A 15729-nucleotide genomic window follows, 5' to 3' on the forward strand; every position below is an offset into this window, starting at 1 on the left:
GGATGGGCCTACTGCAATGGAGCATGATTTACGCCTGGGTCGAAGATGTGGCTTTCACGGCCGAGAGGATATCCGGGTAGGGCCAGTCTTCCAGTGCCGCGAAGCCTTCGAGCTGTCTTGCCTTGAGGCGCGTCAGCACGGGGTTGGTGAGCCCCGCGAGAAAGCGTGTGAATAGCGCGTCGCTGGGCGGCGGTGCATCGGGTAGTGCGGTCAGTCGCTCATGCAGCGGCGCGCACAGCGCGGCCACCTGACGCGGGTCGAGCGGTGCGCGCGTTGTGTCTGCGGGCCACTGCGCGACATGGCCACGACACACCGAGCAATGGCCGCAGTGCTCGGGCGCATTGGCGTCGCCGAAATAGTCGGCCAGGCGCCGGCTGAGACAGGTCGTCGACTCGAATAGCGTCAACATGGCCTGCAGGCGCTCGATCTCGGCGCGTTCCTTGCGTTGAAAATACGCCGTGAGCCGCTCGGCCAGCGTGGCGATATCGATCTCGGGGGCGAGCACGGCGTAGACCTCGGTCATCTGCTTGCTTTCGAGCTGAATGAACCCCTGGTCGTTGAAGTACTCCAGGGCACTGATGACGCGGCTGCGTGAGGTATCGAGTCCGCGCTCGGCGCCGAGCGTCGCCAGTGCATCCTGATCCAGCTCGCACCAGGTCCGAGCGCGGGGTGAGGCATCAATCAACGCGGCGACGAAGTCGCGACGCTCACCACTGAAACGCTCGATCAGCGCCGTCGGATCGAGCAGATACTTGAAACGGTATTCGGCGAAATAGGCATAGCGAGGCGCGATGATGCCTTCGAGTTCGAGCCTTACCAGCAGGGTCTTGAGCGGTAGCGGCCGAATGTTGCTGTGCTGCGAGAGTACGTTGAGGCGGACCTCCCATTGGCCGTGGGGCGCGGCGTCATGGATGTCTCGCAGGACACGCTCGATGCCGTCGCGCTCGGGCGTGTCGCCGTAGACGAAGTTTTCCAGCGCTCCGAGCGCGTCGCGTCCGCCCAGCATCAGGCACTGGGACGGTTGTCCATCGCGCCCGGCGCGGCCGATCTCCTGACTGTAGTTCTCGATCGACTTGGGCAAGTCGAAATGCACCACGTTGCGGATATCGGCCTTGTCGATGCCCATGCCGAAAGCGATGGTGGCGACGATGCAATTCACCTCGCCGCTCATGAAGGCCTGTTGTAGCGTATCGCGGGTCTGGCTGTCGAGGCCGGCATGATACGCCCGCGCATCGATGCCCGCCTTGCCGAGATAGGCGGCCAGACGCTCGGCGGTCTTCTGCAAGGTGACATACACGATGCTCGGCTGTGGCGGTGTCTGCGCCAGGCGAGGGCCGAGCCACTCGGCCAGGGTGCGAGCGCGTCGATCGGCGGCGGTGGGCCATACCTCGAGCTCGAGGTTGGCGCGGTAGAAGCCGGTGGCGGTGACGTCTCCGGCGTCGATGGCGAAGCTTTCACGCATGTCCTCGATGACGCGGGGCGTCGCCGTAGCGGTGAGCAACAGCGCCTGAGGAATGGCGAATTCGCGCTGGTAGTCGGGCAGCTTGAGATAGTCGGGGCGAAAGTTATGGCCCCATTCGGAGAGGCAGTGTGCCTCGTCGACGACCAGCAGTGACACTGGCACCTGACGCAGGAAGGCACGGAAACGCTCGTTCTTGAGGCGCTCCACCGAGATCATCAGAATGCGAATCTCGCCTTGCTTGACGCCACGCATCACTGCGGAGGCTTCTTCGCGGCTTTGACGCGAATCGAGGCTCGCCGCAGCGATGCCGTGACGGGTCAGGAAATCGAGCTGATCCTGCATCAGCGCGAGCAGCGGTGAGACCACCAGCGTCAGGTGAGGCAGATGCAGGGCCGGCAACTGGTAGCAGAGCGACTTGCCGGACCCGGTAGGAAATATGGCCGCCGCCGAGCGTCCCTGGGTAACGGCTTCCACCACCTGGCGTTGACCGGGGCGGAAGTCGGCGTAGCCGAAGACGCGTTGCAAGGTGTCCTGAATCATCGATCGCTCTCGCTGCAAAACTGAGTATGGCCAGTATATCGGGGGCGTGGTGATTGGCACCCGCCGATACGACCCACGGGGAGGCGGCTAGCCGCTGGCACTCCACCAGTTCGCTCATTCTCGCATATCGTCGGAACCGGTGATGCTGGCTGAGCGCGTCATTCGACGCTTTGCCCATATGCTTCTACGGTATTTCTAGAAGGACAATAAAATATAAAGGAATAACCCATGGAAAAACTGGCCCGTAGACTCGGTCTGCAAACCGACCCGACGATCTTCTTCGTGTCGGCCGGCATCATGGTGATCTTCCTGATCGCCCTGCTCGTGGCGCCTGAACCCATCGGTGCTGCCTTTGGTGCCGGACGGGCTTGGATCGTCACCAATCTCGGCTGGTTCTTCATCTTCGGGGTGACCAGTTGGGTGGTGTTTCTGCTGTGGGTGGCCATCAGCCGTTTCGGTGCGATTCGCCTCGGCGGTAATGATGCCAAGCCGGCTTATGGCAACGTCTCTTGGTTTACCATGCTGTTTGCCGGCGGCATCGGCACGGTACTGATGTTCTGGGGGGTGGCCGAGCCTATATCGCATTTCGCCAACCCGCCACGGCCGGACGTCGAGCCCTTCTCGGTGGAAGCCGCCGACGATGCGATGGGTTTCGCGATCTATCATCTGGGACTGCATACTTGGGCGATCTTCACGCTGCCCGGGCTGGCGTTCGCCTATTTCATCTACCGCTATGATCTGCCCATGCGCTTCAGCTCGGTGTTCTACTCGCTGATCGGCGATCGCATCTACGGGCCGCTGGGTAAAGCACTGGATGTGTTCGCGATTCTCGGCACCCTGTTCGGGGTGGCCGTGTCGATTGGCTTGGGTACCCAGCAGATCAATGCCGGCTTGACGGAACTGCTGGGTGTCTCCGATGGCGTCCTGCCCAAGGTCATCATCATTGCCGTTCTCACGACGGTGGCGGTGTGTTCGATCGTGGCGGGCCTGGACAAGGGCGTGAGAGTGCTGTCCAACATCAATATCGGCATGGCCGTCGGTTTGATGCTGTTCGTGCTGGTCACCGGGGCGACCGTGTTCCTCCTGCGCTCGATCATCGAAACCGTTGGCATCTACGTCTCCAATATCGTCCCCATGGCGTTCTGGAACGATGCGCTGGCGGAATATACCCACGAGAAAGGCGGCTGGGGCTGGCAGGGAAGCTGGACCGTCTTCTATTGGGCCTGGACGGTGACCTGGTCGCCGTTCATCGGCATCTTCGTGGCGCGCATCTCCCGCGGACGCACGATCCGTGAATTCGTGCTCGGGGTACTGTTCGCGCCGTCGATGTTCACCCTGGTGTGGTTCGCAATCTTCGGCTGGTCGGCGATGCAGATCGATGGTATCGGTGAAGAGGCGCGTGCGGCGCTCGGCGCACAGGCCGGTTCGTTGTCCGCGGCGGTGGAACAGAGCATTCCGCTGGCGATGTTCGCTTTCTTCGAGCATTTCCCGGCGGCGACGCTGATTCAGGGCCTGGCGGTGGTCATCGTGGCGATCTTCTTTGCCACCTCGTCGGATTCGGCCTCGCTGGTGGTCGACATGCTATGTACCGGCACGCCCGAGCCGGGCCCCTGGCATCAGCGGGTATTCTGGGGCGTGTCCGAAGGGGCGCTGGCCGCCATGTTGATCGTACTTGCCGGCGATGCCGGGTTGACCGCCTTGCAACAGGTCATCACCGTCGTCGGTCTGCCGATGTTCATCCTGGTATTCGCCATGATGTTCGCGTTGCTGCGCGGCTTGTCCCACGAGAACCTCAGCGAAGTAACCGTCGGCAAGCCCCCGCGGGCCGACGATCTGTAAGCAGTCTGGGACAGAAGACTGCGGAGACTGCCGACGTGAGTGGGCGCTCCTTGCAATGGAGAGCATGGAGGAGGTGCCAACTTGGTTGTGCATGCCGGCGGTGGGTAGAATGGCCTTTTGCAAAAAAAGCGCAAACTACCAAGGACGCGGCATGGCCCACCTGCTACGTATCGTGATGATCCACGGCCATCTGGAAGGCGTGGTCGAACTGGATGTCGATGGCCACACCAATATCTGTGGCACCAACGCCTCGGGCAAGACCACGCTGCAGCGACTGGTGCCGGTCTTCTATGGCGAACTTCCCAATAAGGTCGTCCCCAAGACGCGGATGAAGTTCGATGCTTTCTACCTGCCGCATCGCAACAGCTATCTGATCTACGAATACCGTCGCGAAGCCGGCAATGTCTGCCAGGCCGTGCTGACGCGCAAGAAAGAGGGCGGCCTGGAATATCGCTTCGTCGGTGCGCCGTACCAGCCCGAGGATTATCTGGTGGAAAGCCAGGACGGTGTCGTGGCGCTGGAGTACGGCGACTGGTTGGCTGGGTTGCGCCGCGCCGGTATCGACTTCTCGGCCAAGTACGGGGCGACCTCCGAATACCGCGCGGTGATCCAGAATGACTTCACCCAGCAGCAGGGCAATCGGCGCGAGGCCTTGAAGCTGCGCCAGACCGCCGCGAAATTCAGCTTGGTCAAGCCCGAGCGGCGCATTCGTCACATGGAAAAGTTGATTTCGGCGGTGCATGCCAAAGAGGGCAAGATGGACACCCTCAAGACCATGCTGGCGGCGATCTTCGAGGAAGACGGCGTCGAACTGCCGGTCACTCGCATCCGCAACACCAAGGCGCGCGACTGGATCGCGCAGATGCGCCAGTCGATGCGTCTGGAGCCGCTGCAAAAGTCACTGGCGGAACTGGCCGATGTCGACCGCGATATCGTCGATCTCGAAGCGACACTCTGGCAGCTCAAACCGCAACTGGATGCCGACCGCCATCGTGCGGAACGCGTGCTGGCCGACACCGAGGCCGAGCTGAACACTCAGCAGGAAGCCTTTCAGGCGCGCGAGCAGGAATACGAGCAGTCGCGGGACACGTTCAACGACCGCATCAGTGAGCTTGCCAGCGAGCTGGATCGTACCCAGCGCAGCCTGAACGACCTGCAGCAGCAATATGAGCAGTATGCCGAGGCCGATATGCCCGCCTTGGAGCGGGACCTGGCCGAACTGCCGCAATGGCGTGAACAGGCCCAGCAGTTGCAAGAGCATCTGGCGGTGATGCAGGAGGCCTCTGCGGCCAACCGCTCACGTCTTGATGGCCGCCTGCGCGAGCTTGCCGATAACCTCTCGCGGCGCAGCGATGACATCCAGGCGCTCATCAATGAACTGGGCGACGAAAAGTCGGCTCGCCAGGAGCAGCAGTGGGCATCCGAGCGTGAACTGGAAGCCCAGTACCACACGCAGCGCAGCGAACTGGATGGCGCCTACCAGACACGGCTCGAGCAAGGCATTGAACGCTTGGCCGATCTCAAGGCGCAACTCGCCTCGACCGGCCAGGTGCCCGAGGAAGTTCAGGAAGCTGAGCTGGCGCAGGCCAGGGTCGATCAGGCCCAGAGCGATCGCAACGCTGCCGCCAGTCGTCTTGAAGGCTTGCGCCGTGAGCACGAGACCCTGCGACGCGAACGCGACACGGCAGAGCAGCAGCGAGAAAACGCCAAACAGCAACTCAATCGGGCAAACCAGCGCTCTCAAGAACTCCAGCGTCAGCGCGATCCTGCCGAAGGCAGTCTGCGCTATTTCATGCGTTATCACCGTCCTGGCTGGGAGCATCATCTGGGCAAGGTCATCGCGCCTGAACTGCTCGAGCGCCGTGATCTTTCGCCACAGCTCGGCGACACCGAGCACGACGACCTGTTCGGCGTGGCGCTCGATCTTGCCGCCATCGAACTGCCCGATCATGCCCGCGACGAGGCGAGTCTCAATGCTGCTATCGATGCCGCCGAGGCCGAACAAGCGCGCGCCGAAACCGACCTTCAGGCTGCCGAGAAACAACTCAAGGCCTGCCATGACCGAGTACAGGGGACCGAGGAGCCTCTGAGCCAGGCGCGTCTCGCCCTCAAGCATGCCGACGACGAAGTCGAATACGCGCTGGATGCCCGACATCAACTTCAGGAACGTCACGCTCGGCAGCAGCAGGAGCGCCGGCGAGTCGCCGAAGAAGCACTGGCCAGTCAGCAGGCTGCCGACAAGGCTTTGCGCGAGGAAAAGCGCGAGGCACTGAGTACGCTCGATGAGACCCACCAAGCGCAACTGTTGGAACTCAAGGCCGATGGCCAGAGCCAACTGGCCAGCTTCGATGCACGCATCGATCAGTACAAGCAACAACTCGAGGACCTCAAGGCCGAGCACCAGCGTCAACGCCAGGAACTGGAAGCTGCCTTCGATCAGGAGCTTCAGGACCAGGGAGGTGATCCCGAAACCCTGCGCTCGACGCGCCAGCGCATCAGCGATCTGCAGGAGCGCATTCGCGTCACCGAAAGCCGCCGCGACGAGCTCGATGCCTACATGCGCTTCATGCGTGTCGAATGGGGCGAGCGCAAGCCGCAACTGGTCGACCGCGAAGCGACGCTGACACGTGACAAGCAGGCCGCCGAGCACCAGCGCGACCAATACCGTAGCGATTTTCAGGACGCCAAGGTGGCGCACCAGCAAGCCGCCAAGACGCTCAAGGCACGCTGTAATGATGAACGCGAAGTCATCGATGCCCTCAAGCCATTGCTTGGTCAGGTCAACGGGCTAGGGCTTACTTCAACGCCGAGTGCCGCCGGCGAGCCGCCTCGAGAAACGCCGGGCGATGTGCATGAGCGCATCGAGCGTACGCGCCAGGCGCTGAGCAATCGGAGCCGGGAGGTGGAAACCCTGCGCAAGGGCTGCGAGCAGGTCGAGAGCGAGCTGATCAAGGGCGCCAGTCAGGGATTCGTCGAGACCCTGGAAGCCGAGCGCGCCAAGCTGTTCAGTGGGTCGGGCAACGGGACGGGTGAGCAGGGCATCAATCCGCGCCGTCAGCTACCGCTGCTGCGGGGCATGCTGCAGTTGCTCGAAGATCAGCAGCAGCAATTGATCCAGCAGGGACGTAACCTGGGCGCCGATCTGGACAAGTTCTTCACCGTCTTCCGCGACCTCAATCGACGCATCAGTGCCCAGAGCCGTCGCTTGTCCGAAGAGGTGGCCGATGACCTACGCCTCGAGGGCATCAACAAGGCCGAGGTGCGTATTCAGTCGACCATCGACGAGTTGGGCTTCTGGGAGCCGCTCAAGCGCTTCGCTCAGCTTTATCGTGACTGGGAGAACTCCAGCCAGACGTTGCCCAGTGATGACTATCTGGATGCGCTGGCCGATGTCGTCGACCTGCTGCGTCACGACCAGCAATATAGTTTCGAAAGCCTGCTGCGCCTCGAGCTGCACTTGAACGAGGGCGGCACCGACCTGGTGATCAAAAGCGATCGCCAGTTGCTCGAGTCCTCGAGCCACGGCATGGCCTACCTGATCCTGTGCAAGTTCCTGCTCGCCTTCACGCGGTTGTTACGCGGACCATCGGAGATCGCCATTCACTGGCCCATCGATGAGATCGGGACGCTGGCCTATCACAACGTCGAGATGCTGTTCGATGCCTGCGATAGCAACCGCATCCATATCGTCGGGGCGTTTCCCAATCCCGAGTCCGACGTCTTGCTGTTGTTCCATAACCGCTACCTGATCGACCGTGACGCCGAGCAACCCAGTCGCCGCCGGTTGAAGCGCATCGAACCGCGTCTGAGCCGCCTGGCCGAGCGCCTGCAGGAACGCACCACCGAGGAGGTCTCGTCATGATCGAGCATGGTCCGCTGCTGGAGCGTTTGCTGGCCGGCGAGTTCGTCTGCGCCGTGAGCGATGACAGGGCCTTCCGTCGTCTCGAAGACGAAGAAGTGCGCGAGCAGATCGACACGTACCTGCGACCGCTCAATCGCCGCTTGGCCACCAATGCCGAGGGCAGTGTCTACTTCCTGGCCTGGCGACAGCTCAACGACGAGGCCCGCGAGCAGCTCTCGCGACAACTCGGCGATGTGCTGCATAGCCTGATGCCGATGCTCGAATGGCTGCAACTGATGCAGGAGGCGATGGGCCATGATGCCCTGGTGGCACCTGGCGATGTGCTCAAGCCCGCCGAACTCAGTGCCCGCTGCGAGGACAACCAGAGCCTGCGCGAGCAGCTCGAACGCCTCGCCGGCGATAATTTCTTCGGCTCACAGAGCGAGCAGCTCGACGCCCAGATGAAGCAGGTCTTCAAACGCCTCAAGGAACACGGTTATCTGCTGCAGCCGCACACTGACCGCCAGGTCTATCTGGTCACCGGCAAGATCGATTACCTCGTCGATCTGGTGCGGCTCATCCGCGACGAAGAAAACCTGCCTGTCGACGACGAGAGCCCGCAGACGCAGGAAAGCTTGTTATGAAAGAGTTTGCTGTGCGCGACGAGCATGAGTTGGAAAGTCGCCTGATCGGCACTGGCGTGGAGCGTCTGGCGCTGCTTGGCAAGCACGCCGACGCCCTGATGCAGGGTTACAGTCGCGATGAAGTGCCGCTGGAGGCCTTGAGCGACAGCGCACTGCGGCGGCTGCTGGCAGCGCGCATCGTCTGGCGGCCCGACGAGCAGGGGGGCGTCAAGCTGGCCCCCAGGGTGCGCGAGTTGATCGCCGAGATGCTGGCCGACGAAACCCGCCGCCAGGTCAACGCCGATGTGGGCGAAACCCTGGAGCTGGTGCGTACGCTGGTGCAGAGCTACCGCGAGGCTCAGAGCCAGGGTGAATACTGGCGCCAGGAACAGCAGTTACTGCGCCTGCGGCAGGCGGTCGATGACCTCAATGGACGTTTCGCCGATGCCATCGATAGTCTCTGGCAACGCCTCAACAGCGATTTCGGTTTCGTCAGCCGCCTGAACGACAAGATCCGCGAAAACGACCGTGCCCAGAAGCAGATCGTGCGCCTGCTGGATGGCCTGCAACTCATCGACTTCGACGAGCTGATCGAACTGGTCGGTAGCGACGGCACCCTGCGCAAGCTGCTGATCAGTCAATTGCAACGCCAGGTCAGTCAGCATTACACCAGCCTGCGTGAAGTCCAGAGCCGTTTGACAGAACTGATGGCCCGGTTCCGCCAGCAGCAATCGCGTAGCCGGCTGATTAGCGGCATGGCGGCGTTTCTGCGTGAGCATCCCAACTTCGTACCCGGCAACTATGCGCGGCGCAGCGACGTGCCCGACCTGATCAACCAAGCCGCGCCTTTGATTGCCGCTGCCGCGCCAGCCCAGGATCATGAGCCGGACATTCACGTGCTGACCGACCTCGTGCACCAGCTACCGACGCCGGTGCACAAGCCGCAGACGGTCGCCGCTGCACGGCCTGCCGAGGCCGAGGAGCAGAGCCGGGTGGCGGCGCGCCAACAGGCGCTCAAGCAGGACGTGGAGAGTTTCTATCTGGCGGTGATCGATCACCCCGATCCCATGGGCATCAGTGCGCTGGCCTACCTGCAGGAAAGCGACATGGAATGGGGCGACGAGATCTGGCTTTTCCAGGTGATCGCCGAGTACCAGGGTCTACCGCGTAGTGAGCAACGCGCCTTTCAGCTACATCAGTCGGAGAGCCAGGCCAGCCGCTTCAATGACCTTCGGCTGATTCACGACGTTACCCTGCAACTGGCGAATTCGGCATGAACGACGGACGGCATGAGATATCTGACGCCATGGTGTTTGGTGTCGGTGACAGCACGTTGCGTGCCGTGGGCGGCGAGGCGGCGGTACATGAATTGGTGGATCGCTTCTATGATGCCATGGAACGTTTGCCCGAGGCGCGAGGGATTCGCGCCTTGCATCCCGCCGATCTTGGCGAGTCGCGCGATAAACTGACGACCTTTCTGATCGGCTGGATGGGCGGGCCGAGCCGTTATCGCGAGCGTTTCGGACCGATCGCCATCCCAGCGGCGCATCGCCATCTGGATATCGGCCCTGAGGAGCGCGATGCCTGGCTGTCATGTATGGCGACGGCACTGGATGAGATCGGTGCAGCGGATGACCTCAAGCGCTATCTACTGACCCAGCTACGCCACCCCGCCGAGATGTGCCGCCGTCGTTAAGGCCGAGAAAGCGGCGGGGGCTCATGACGTCCCGTCGGCCTGAGCGTCGAGTTCGGCGCGCCAGGCCTGCATTTGCTTGAAGCGTTTTTCCTGGCCGTATTCGGTGGGCGCGAAGAACGTGGTCGCGGGGAGCTCCGAGGGCCAGCAGTCGTGCGCGCGGCCGGCGGGGTAGCCGTTGGGTTCGCTGTGCGCGTAGCGGTAGCCTTCGCCATGTCCGAGGGATTCCATCAACTTGGTGGGGGCGTTGCGCAAGTAGGTGGGCACCTCGAAGTCGGGGTTCGCGGCGACGAATTGCTTGGCGGCGTTCCAGGCCTGATCGATGGCGTTACTCTTGGGCGCGATGGCGAGATGCAGTGCGGCATGGGCGATGGCGCGTTGGCCTTCGTAGTCGCCCAGGCGTAGGTAGGCATCCCAGGCGGCCATCACCAGCGGGAGGGCGCGGGGCTCGGCATTGCCGACGTCCTCCGAGGCGATGGCGGCGAGGCGGCGCACCACATCGAGCGGGTCGCCGCCGCCCTGCACGAATTGCGCGATGTACAAAAGCGCAGCATCGGCGCGTGACGAACGTATCGATTTGTGGATCGCCGAGAGCAGGTCGTAATAATGATCGCCTTGTTTATCGAAGGCGCTGGCCTGGTGCCCCAGGACTTCATGCAGCGCCTGCAGGGTCAGGCGCTCGCCGTTCTCGGTAGGCTCGGCGAAGTCGCAGGCCGTCTCCAGCAGGCCCAGTGCGCGTCGCGCATCGCCCGAAGCCGAGCGCGCGAGGGTTTCCAGCACGTCTTCGTCGGCCTCTATATGGCGCTCTCCCAGGCCGCGCTGGGTATCCGTCAGGGCCTGATGCAGTACACGCAGCAAGTCGTCGACGTCCAGCTTGCGCAGCACATAGACGCGCGCCCGCGAGAGCAGCGCCGAATTGACCTCGAAGGAGGGATTCTCGGTGGTCGCGCCGATCAGCGTCAGCAGCCCGGATTCGACGTGCGGCAGCAAGGCATCCTGTTGACTCTTGTTGAGGCGATGGATCTCATCGAGGAACAACAGCGTCGGCTGTCCGCGCACCTGCCCCTCGCGAGCGCGTTCCACGGCGGCCCGGATGTCCTTGACGCCGGCCATCACCGCTGATAAGCGTTCGAGCATGGCGCCTGAAGCATCGGCGAGAATATCGGCCAGGGTCGTCTTGCCCACGCCCGGTGGCCCCCACAGGATCATCGAGCGTACCGCGCCACTTTCCGCCATGCGGCTCAGCGGTTTGCCGGGACCGACCAGTGCTTCCTGGCCGACGTAGTCGTCGAGACGGCGCGGCCGCATGCGATAGGCCAGCGGCGTGTTATCGGATTGGGAAGAAGCGAACAGGTCCATGTGTATGCCACCGGTGGGTGAGTCGAGTCGCCGAAAATCGTCTCTAGACTTTCGGCCAACAGGCGTAATCTTGTCATACACGCTAGGGTAAAACATTCGAGCCCCGATGGGATGTTTCCCGTCGGGGAAGGTGGGAGTCTTCGACCGCTCTCGCCTAGACTGGCAAAGAGGCTGCCGGATACCCCGCGCTGCCACGCTTCGACAGCAAAGGAGGCCTGTACATGCCCATGCTGACTCAACTGCGCCAAGACCACGCCAACATGGCGCGTCTGCTGCATGTGTTGCAGCTCAAGCAGAAGACTCTGGCGGGAGGTGAGCGTCCCAACTTTCAGCTGATGCGAGAGGTCGTGGATTACATCCTCGACTACATGAGTGGATTCACCGCCCCACTCGAGCAAATGTGCACCGAGCAGTTGAACACACGGGCACCAGAGGCCGAAGATCTGTGTCAGCGTTTGTCCGACGACTATCAGGCACTCAATGCCCGTCTGGCCCGGCTCTCTCAGGATCTCGACATGATCCTGATGGACGCGGTAGTGCCCATGGATCGCTTCAGCGAAGACCTCCGGGCCTATCTCGAGGCGCATCGGGCCTATCTGCGTGGCGAGCGCGAGGAATTGTTCCCGTTGATCCGCGAGCACTTCGACGAAGATGATCTGGACCGGTTGGCCAAGGCGCTGCCGGAAGGCGCCGAAGCCGAACTGGCGCGTCTGCAGGAAGGCTATCCGGAGCTTTACGCCGAATTCCGTGAGGCGCCTTCGCCGTTGAGTTGAGCGATGTCGCCATGTGAATGCCATAGCGGTTATCGGGCGCGTGCGCGGGGCAGTTCGTCCCAACGCGTGGTATAGCATGCCGAGCGGTAGGCGCTGTTCATCTGCCAGGAGGCGTCGCCGGGCTGCGGGCCCAGGGTCAGTGCTTGGCGTCCGTAGCGGGCACGGATCGCGTCCCAGGCTTCCATCAATGCCTCTCGCCTAGCGGGCTCGGCGCCATCGAAGAGCGTCGTCTGGCTTTGTTGGCGGGGCGTCAGCTCGGCGAGCATCACTCCTAGTTTCTGATAGGCTGCCGGTTGCCATAAGCGTGCCAGCAGGCGCTGCGCCGCGCGGTTGAGTTGTTGCGTGTCGGCACTGGGAAAGGGCAATGCAGTCCACTCGCAGGCATGACGAAACGTGCCGGTGTGGTGCGGGTTGGTGCGCAGGTAGACACCGATGGCCGAAGCCTGCATGGCGTCGCGTCGTAGCTTTTCGCCGGCGCGTTGGCAGTGATGGCGCAAGGCACCGGCGAGGGCGGCGTGGTCGCTCAGGGGGCGCCCGAAGGAGCGCGAGCAGAGAATGCTGCGGCGCGGGGTTTCCAGGTCGCTCATCGACAAGCAGGGATGGCCGTTGAGTTCGCTGGCGGTGCGTGCCAGCACTACGCTGAAACGCCGTCGTAGCTCGCTGTCGGGTGTCTCGCGCAGCGCGGCGGCGGTGAGCACGCCCATGCCGGCCAGGCGTGCGTTGAGTCGCTCGCCCACGCCCCACACCTCGCGGGGCGACAACCGAGCCAGGTGGGCTGCCAATTCGGGCGCGTTGGCGCTTTGCCAAACACACACCTGAGGGCGCGTCGACTGCGCCTTGGCCTGGCGATTGGCGAGCTTGGCCAGGGTACGCGTCGGGGCGATACCGATGGATACCGGCAGCCCTACTTCTCGCGCCACGCTACGCACCAGGCGCGCGCCCAGAGCGTGCCAGTCCTCCTGCAAGCCGCGTAGATCGAGGAAGCACTCGTCGATGGAATAAGGCTCCAGCGTGGGTACCTGGTGCGCCAGGACCTGTTGCACGCGTGCCGAGAGGTCGCCATAAAGCGTGTAGTTGGAGGATTTCAGCACTACGCGACGCCGCAGTGTCGGGTCGATCTTGTGGGTGGGGATGCCCATGGGAATATCGAGCGCCTTGAACTCCTCGGAGCGTGCGATGACACAGCCGTCGTTGTTGGACAGCACGCCCACCGGAACGCCCTCCAGACGCGGTTCGAAAAGACGCTCGCAGGCAGCATAGAAGTTGTTGCAGTCGATCAGCGCGAACATGACGGCTCGGCCGGTTGCTCGCCCTCGGCGGGCAAGGCGTGAATGGTATAGCAGATGACCCCCCACAAGCGGTCGTCATTGGCCTCGAAGGGTAGTGTCGCCAGGCCGGGGCGTGACGGCGCGAGGTAAAGCTGCGCCTCACGACGTTCGAGGCGCAACACGCTCAGTTCGCCATCGATGGCAGCGACCAGCCAATGCCCGGGGCGTGGTGAAATGGCGCGGTCAATCACCAGCAAGTCACCGTGGTGCAGGCCGGCGTGGCGATGGTCATCGCCTTCCAGGCGCATGAAGAACGTCGAGGCCGGGCGGCGCACCAGATGGTGATGTAGATCCAGCGGTGCTTCTCGGTAGTCGTCTGCCGGAGACGGAAAGCCGCTGGCGCCGCGTGGCAGGGTGTCGCTCGATGCTGGCGCCGAGGTGGACGCGGCGAGAGCGATAGGCGTCATGGACATGGCGGAACCTCGAAAACGAAATGACGAATACTGTAAAAATAAACAGTATTTTGCCTCGAGGCAAGTCGATCTATCTCATCGCATGGGCGGGTAAGGTAGAATGGGCGCACGTATTTTCGAGGAAGTCGTATGGACCGCCTGCAGGCGATGCACATCTTTCGTGCCGTGGTCGAGGCCGGCAGTTTCGCGGGCGGTGCGCGCAAGCTGGAACTCTCCAATGCCATGGTCAGCAAGCAGATCGCCAAGCTGGAGGCCAGCCTGGGAGTGCGGTTGTTAACGCGCACCACGCGGCGTTTGCAACTAACCGCCGAAGGCGAACGCTATCTCAATGGGGCGAGTCGCTTGCTCGATGAGTTGCAGGAACTGGAGACCGGGCTCGGCGAGCAGCGTGGCGAGGTGCGCGGCCGGCTACGGCTCTCCGCGCCGCTGGATTTCGGCGTGCGTGCGCTGATACCCGCCTTGCAGGCGTTCGAGCACCGTCATCCAGCGGTGATGCTCGATGTCGTGCTCGAGGACCGCCGTGTTGACCCGGTGGCCGAGGATTTCGACCTGGTAGTGCGTATCGGCGAGCTGGAAGACTCCAGTCTGATCGCGCGACCGCTGATGGACATGCCGCGCCACGTTTATGCCGCGCCGGAGTATCTGGCGCGGCACGGAACGCCCACGCATCCCGCCGAGTTGCGCGGGCATCGTTGTCTGCACTATAGCTTGGCGCGCGAAGGCCACTATTGGCACTTCCAGGTCGACGGAGCGCCGTATCGGGTGCGTATTCGCCCGGTCATGGCCTGTAATAACGGACGCGCCCTGACCGAGGCGGCGATACGCGGCATGGGGCTGGTCTACAAGCCGGCGTTCCTGGGGGAGCCGGAAGTCGAGGCCGGGCGGCTGGTCCGCGTGCTGGACGAGTTCAGCGTGGCGCCGATCAGTGTCCATCTGTTGTATGCCGAGCGTGAATTCATCCCCGCGCGCCTGAGGGCCTTGGTGGATATGCTGTTGGCGCACTTCGCGGAGACCCGTGCATGACGGCGCCGATTCTGATCTTCGATTCAGGCGTCGGCGGGCTCTCGGTGGTGGGCACCTTGCGCACGCGTTTGCCCGGCGCACCGCTGGCGTATGTGTGTGACAACGCTGCGTTGCCGTACGGCACCAAGCCCGATGCCTGGCTGGTCGCGCGGATCGTCGCGGTGTGTCGCGCGGCGGTGGAGGCGAGTGGTGCGCGCGCCCTGGTGGTGGCTTGCAATACGGCCAGCACGTTGGCGCTAAACACCTTGCGCGAGTGCCTGAGTATTCCGGTGATCGGCACTGTGCCGGCGATCAAGCCGGCGGCCCATGCTTCACGCAGCGGCGTGTTCGGGTTGCTGGCGACCTCGGCGACGGTGTCGCGCCCTTATACGCAGCGTTTGATCGATGAGTTCGCGCCGGATTGCACGGTGGTGAGGCTGGCCGCCGATCCTCTGGTCGCGCAGGCCGAACGCGTCCTGACCGGAATGCCCTGGGATGATGTGGTCATCGCCGCGAGTCTGGCGCCGTTATGGGAAGCGTCGCGTCTCGATACCGTGGTGCTGGGATGCACGCACTTTCCGCTGCTGCGCGAGGCGCTCGAGCGACATTCGCCTCGCGAAATCGTGTGGATCGACTCCGGTGACGCCATCGCGCGTCGCGTGGCGCAGGTCGTTCCTCAGGTCTGGCGTGAAGCGTGCGACAGCGACGCGAGCTGGGCCAGCGCGCCGCAACAAGCGGGCCTGGCACATACCCTGGCGGGCTATGGCTTCGATGCACCGTACTCTTTGGCATTGCCTGACACTGTTTTAACCTTCTGATTTCCATGAGACGGTGTCGCTGCGGCGACATCGCGAGT

12 protein-coding genes are annotated in these 15729 nt (G+C 63.0%); 8 read left to right on the forward strand and 4 right to left on the reverse strand.

Annotation, left to right across the window (positions count from 1 at the left end; translation table 11 throughout):
- Nucleotides 1-28 precede the first annotated feature (28 nt).
- Complete coding sequence (locus RVY79_RS15380; protein WP_317465302.1) at nucleotides 29-2002, reverse strand: RecQ family ATP-dependent DNA helicase; 1974 nt, start codon at nucleotides 2000-2002, stop codon at nucleotides 29-31.
- Between the two features lie 228 nt (nucleotides 2003-2230).
- On the opposite strand from RVY79_RS15380, the gene RVY79_RS15385 reads away from it, so the two are divergent.
- From RVY79_RS15385 to RVY79_RS15405, 5 genes are all read left to right on the forward strand, one after another.
- Nucleotides 2231-3841 carry a BCCT family transporter gene (locus tag RVY79_RS15385; protein WP_317465303.1) on the forward strand — a complete coding sequence of 537 codons (1611 nt, stop codon included), beginning with the start codon at nucleotides 2231-2233 and terminating at the stop codon, nucleotides 3839-3841.
- Between the two features lie 151 nt (nucleotides 3842-3992).
- Entirely contained in the window at nucleotides 3993-7703 is a 3711-nt protein-coding gene (locus RVY79_RS15390; RefSeq protein ID WP_317465304.1) for an ATP-binding protein, read from the forward strand.
- Nucleotides 7700-8326 carry a condensin complex protein MksE gene (locus RVY79_RS15395; protein WP_317465305.1) on the forward strand — a complete coding sequence of 209 codons (627 nt, stop codon included), beginning with the start codon at nucleotides 7700-7702 and terminating at the stop codon, nucleotides 8324-8326. Before RVY79_RS15390 ends, RVY79_RS15395 begins: the two co-directional genes overlap by 4 nt.
- Entirely contained in the window at nucleotides 8323-9582 is a 1260-nt protein-coding gene (locus tag RVY79_RS15400) for a hypothetical protein (RefSeq protein WP_317465306.1), read from the forward strand. Before RVY79_RS15395 ends, RVY79_RS15400 begins: the two co-directional genes overlap by 4 nt.
- Nucleotides 9579-10001, forward strand: coding sequence for a group II truncated hemoglobin (locus RVY79_RS15405; RefSeq protein WP_317465307.1), 423 nt, complete (start codon nucleotides 9579-9581; stop codon nucleotides 9999-10001). The genes RVY79_RS15400 and RVY79_RS15405 overlap by 4 nt, the downstream gene beginning before the upstream one ends.
- A gap of 21 nt (nucleotides 10002-10022) precedes the next feature.
- Here RVY79_RS15405 and RVY79_RS15410 read toward each other — a convergent pair whose 3' ends face one another.
- Complete coding sequence (locus tag RVY79_RS15410; protein WP_317465308.1) at nucleotides 10023-11357, reverse strand: replication-associated recombination protein A; 1335 nt, start codon at nucleotides 11355-11357, stop codon at nucleotides 10023-10025.
- 227 nt (nucleotides 11358-11584) lie between these two features.
- On the opposite strand from RVY79_RS15410, the gene RVY79_RS15415 reads away from it, so the two are divergent.
- Nucleotides 11585-12130 carry a hemerythrin domain-containing protein gene (locus RVY79_RS15415; protein WP_317465336.1) on the forward strand — a complete coding sequence of 182 codons (546 nt, stop codon included), beginning with the start codon at nucleotides 11585-11587 and terminating at the stop codon, nucleotides 12128-12130.
- 29 nt (nucleotides 12131-12159) lie between these two features.
- On the opposite strand, the gene RVY79_RS15420 is transcribed toward RVY79_RS15415, so the two are convergent.
- Complete coding sequence (locus tag RVY79_RS15420) at nucleotides 12160-13419, reverse strand: Y-family DNA polymerase (protein ID WP_317465309.1); 1260 nt, start codon at nucleotides 13417-13419, stop codon at nucleotides 12160-12162.
- Nucleotides 13407-13871, reverse strand: coding sequence for a LexA family protein (locus RVY79_RS15425; protein ID WP_317465310.1), 465 nt, complete (start codon nucleotides 13869-13871; stop codon nucleotides 13407-13409). The genes RVY79_RS15420 and RVY79_RS15425 overlap by 13 nt, the downstream gene beginning before the upstream one ends.
- Before the next feature lie 129 nt (nucleotides 13872-14000).
- Here RVY79_RS15425 and RVY79_RS15430 point away from each other — a divergent pair, with 129 nt between their 5' ends.
- Together RVY79_RS15430 and murI are read left to right on the forward strand one after the other, a co-directional pair.
- Nucleotides 14001-14894 (forward strand): LysR family transcriptional regulator, encoded by an 894-nt coding sequence (locus tag RVY79_RS15430; protein ID WP_317465311.1) that lies wholly within the window; start codon nucleotides 14001-14003, stop codon nucleotides 14892-14894.
- Complete coding sequence (murI, locus tag RVY79_RS15435) at nucleotides 14891-15691, forward strand: glutamate racemase (RefSeq protein ID WP_317465312.1); 801 nt, start codon at nucleotides 14891-14893, stop codon at nucleotides 15689-15691. Before RVY79_RS15430 ends, murI begins: the two co-directional genes overlap by 4 nt.
- Nucleotides 15692-15729: the final 38 nt, after the last annotated feature.

Source organism: Chromohalobacter sp. HP20-39, from assembly GCF_033052815.1.
GTDB lineage: Bacteria > Pseudomonadota > Gammaproteobacteria > Pseudomonadales > Halomonadaceae > Chromohalobacter.

Bases quoted from the DNA above. Each gene is read 5' to 3' on its own strand.
- RVY79_RS15430 (WP_317465311.1), top strand. From the start codon at position 14,001: ATGGACCGCCTGCAGGCGATGCACATCTTTCGTGCCGTGGTCGAGGCC.
- RVY79_RS15410 (WP_317465308.1), bottom strand. From the start codon at position 11,357: ATGGACCTGTTCGCTTCTTCCCAATCCGATAACACGCCGCTGGCCTAT.
- murI (WP_317465312.1), top strand. From the start codon at position 14,891: ATGACGGCGCCGATTCTGATCTTCGATTCAGGCGTCGGCGGGCTCTCG.
- RVY79_RS15425 (WP_317465310.1), bottom strand. From the start codon at position 13,871: ATGTCCATGACGCCTATCGCTCTCGCCGCGTCCACCTCGGCGCCAGCA.
- RVY79_RS15415 (WP_317465336.1), top strand. From the start codon at position 11,585: ATGCTGACTCAACTGCGCCAAGACCACGCCAACATGGCGCGTCTGCTG.
- RVY79_RS15395 (WP_317465305.1), top strand. From the start codon at position 7,700: ATGATCGAGCATGGTCCGCTGCTGGAGCGTTTGCTGGCCGGCGAGTTC.
- RVY79_RS15405 (WP_317465307.1), top strand. From the start codon at position 9,579: ATGAACGACGGACGGCATGAGATATCTGACGCCATGGTGTTTGGTGTC.
- RVY79_RS15385 (WP_317465303.1), top strand. From the start codon at position 2,231: ATGGAAAAACTGGCCCGTAGACTCGGTCTGCAAACCGACCCGACGATC.
- RVY79_RS15400 (WP_317465306.1), top strand. From the start codon at position 8,323: ATGAAAGAGTTTGCTGTGCGCGACGAGCATGAGTTGGAAAGTCGCCTG.
- RVY79_RS15390 (WP_317465304.1), top strand. From the start codon at position 3,993: ATGGCCCACCTGCTACGTATCGTGATGATCCACGGCCATCTGGAAGGC.
- RVY79_RS15380 (WP_317465302.1), bottom strand. From the start codon at position 2,002: ATGATTCAGGACACCTTGCAACGCGTCTTCGGCTACGCCGACTTCCGC.
- RVY79_RS15420 (WP_317465309.1), bottom strand. From the start codon at position 13,419: ATGTTCGCGCTGATCGACTGCAACAACTTCTATGCTGCCTGCGAGCGT.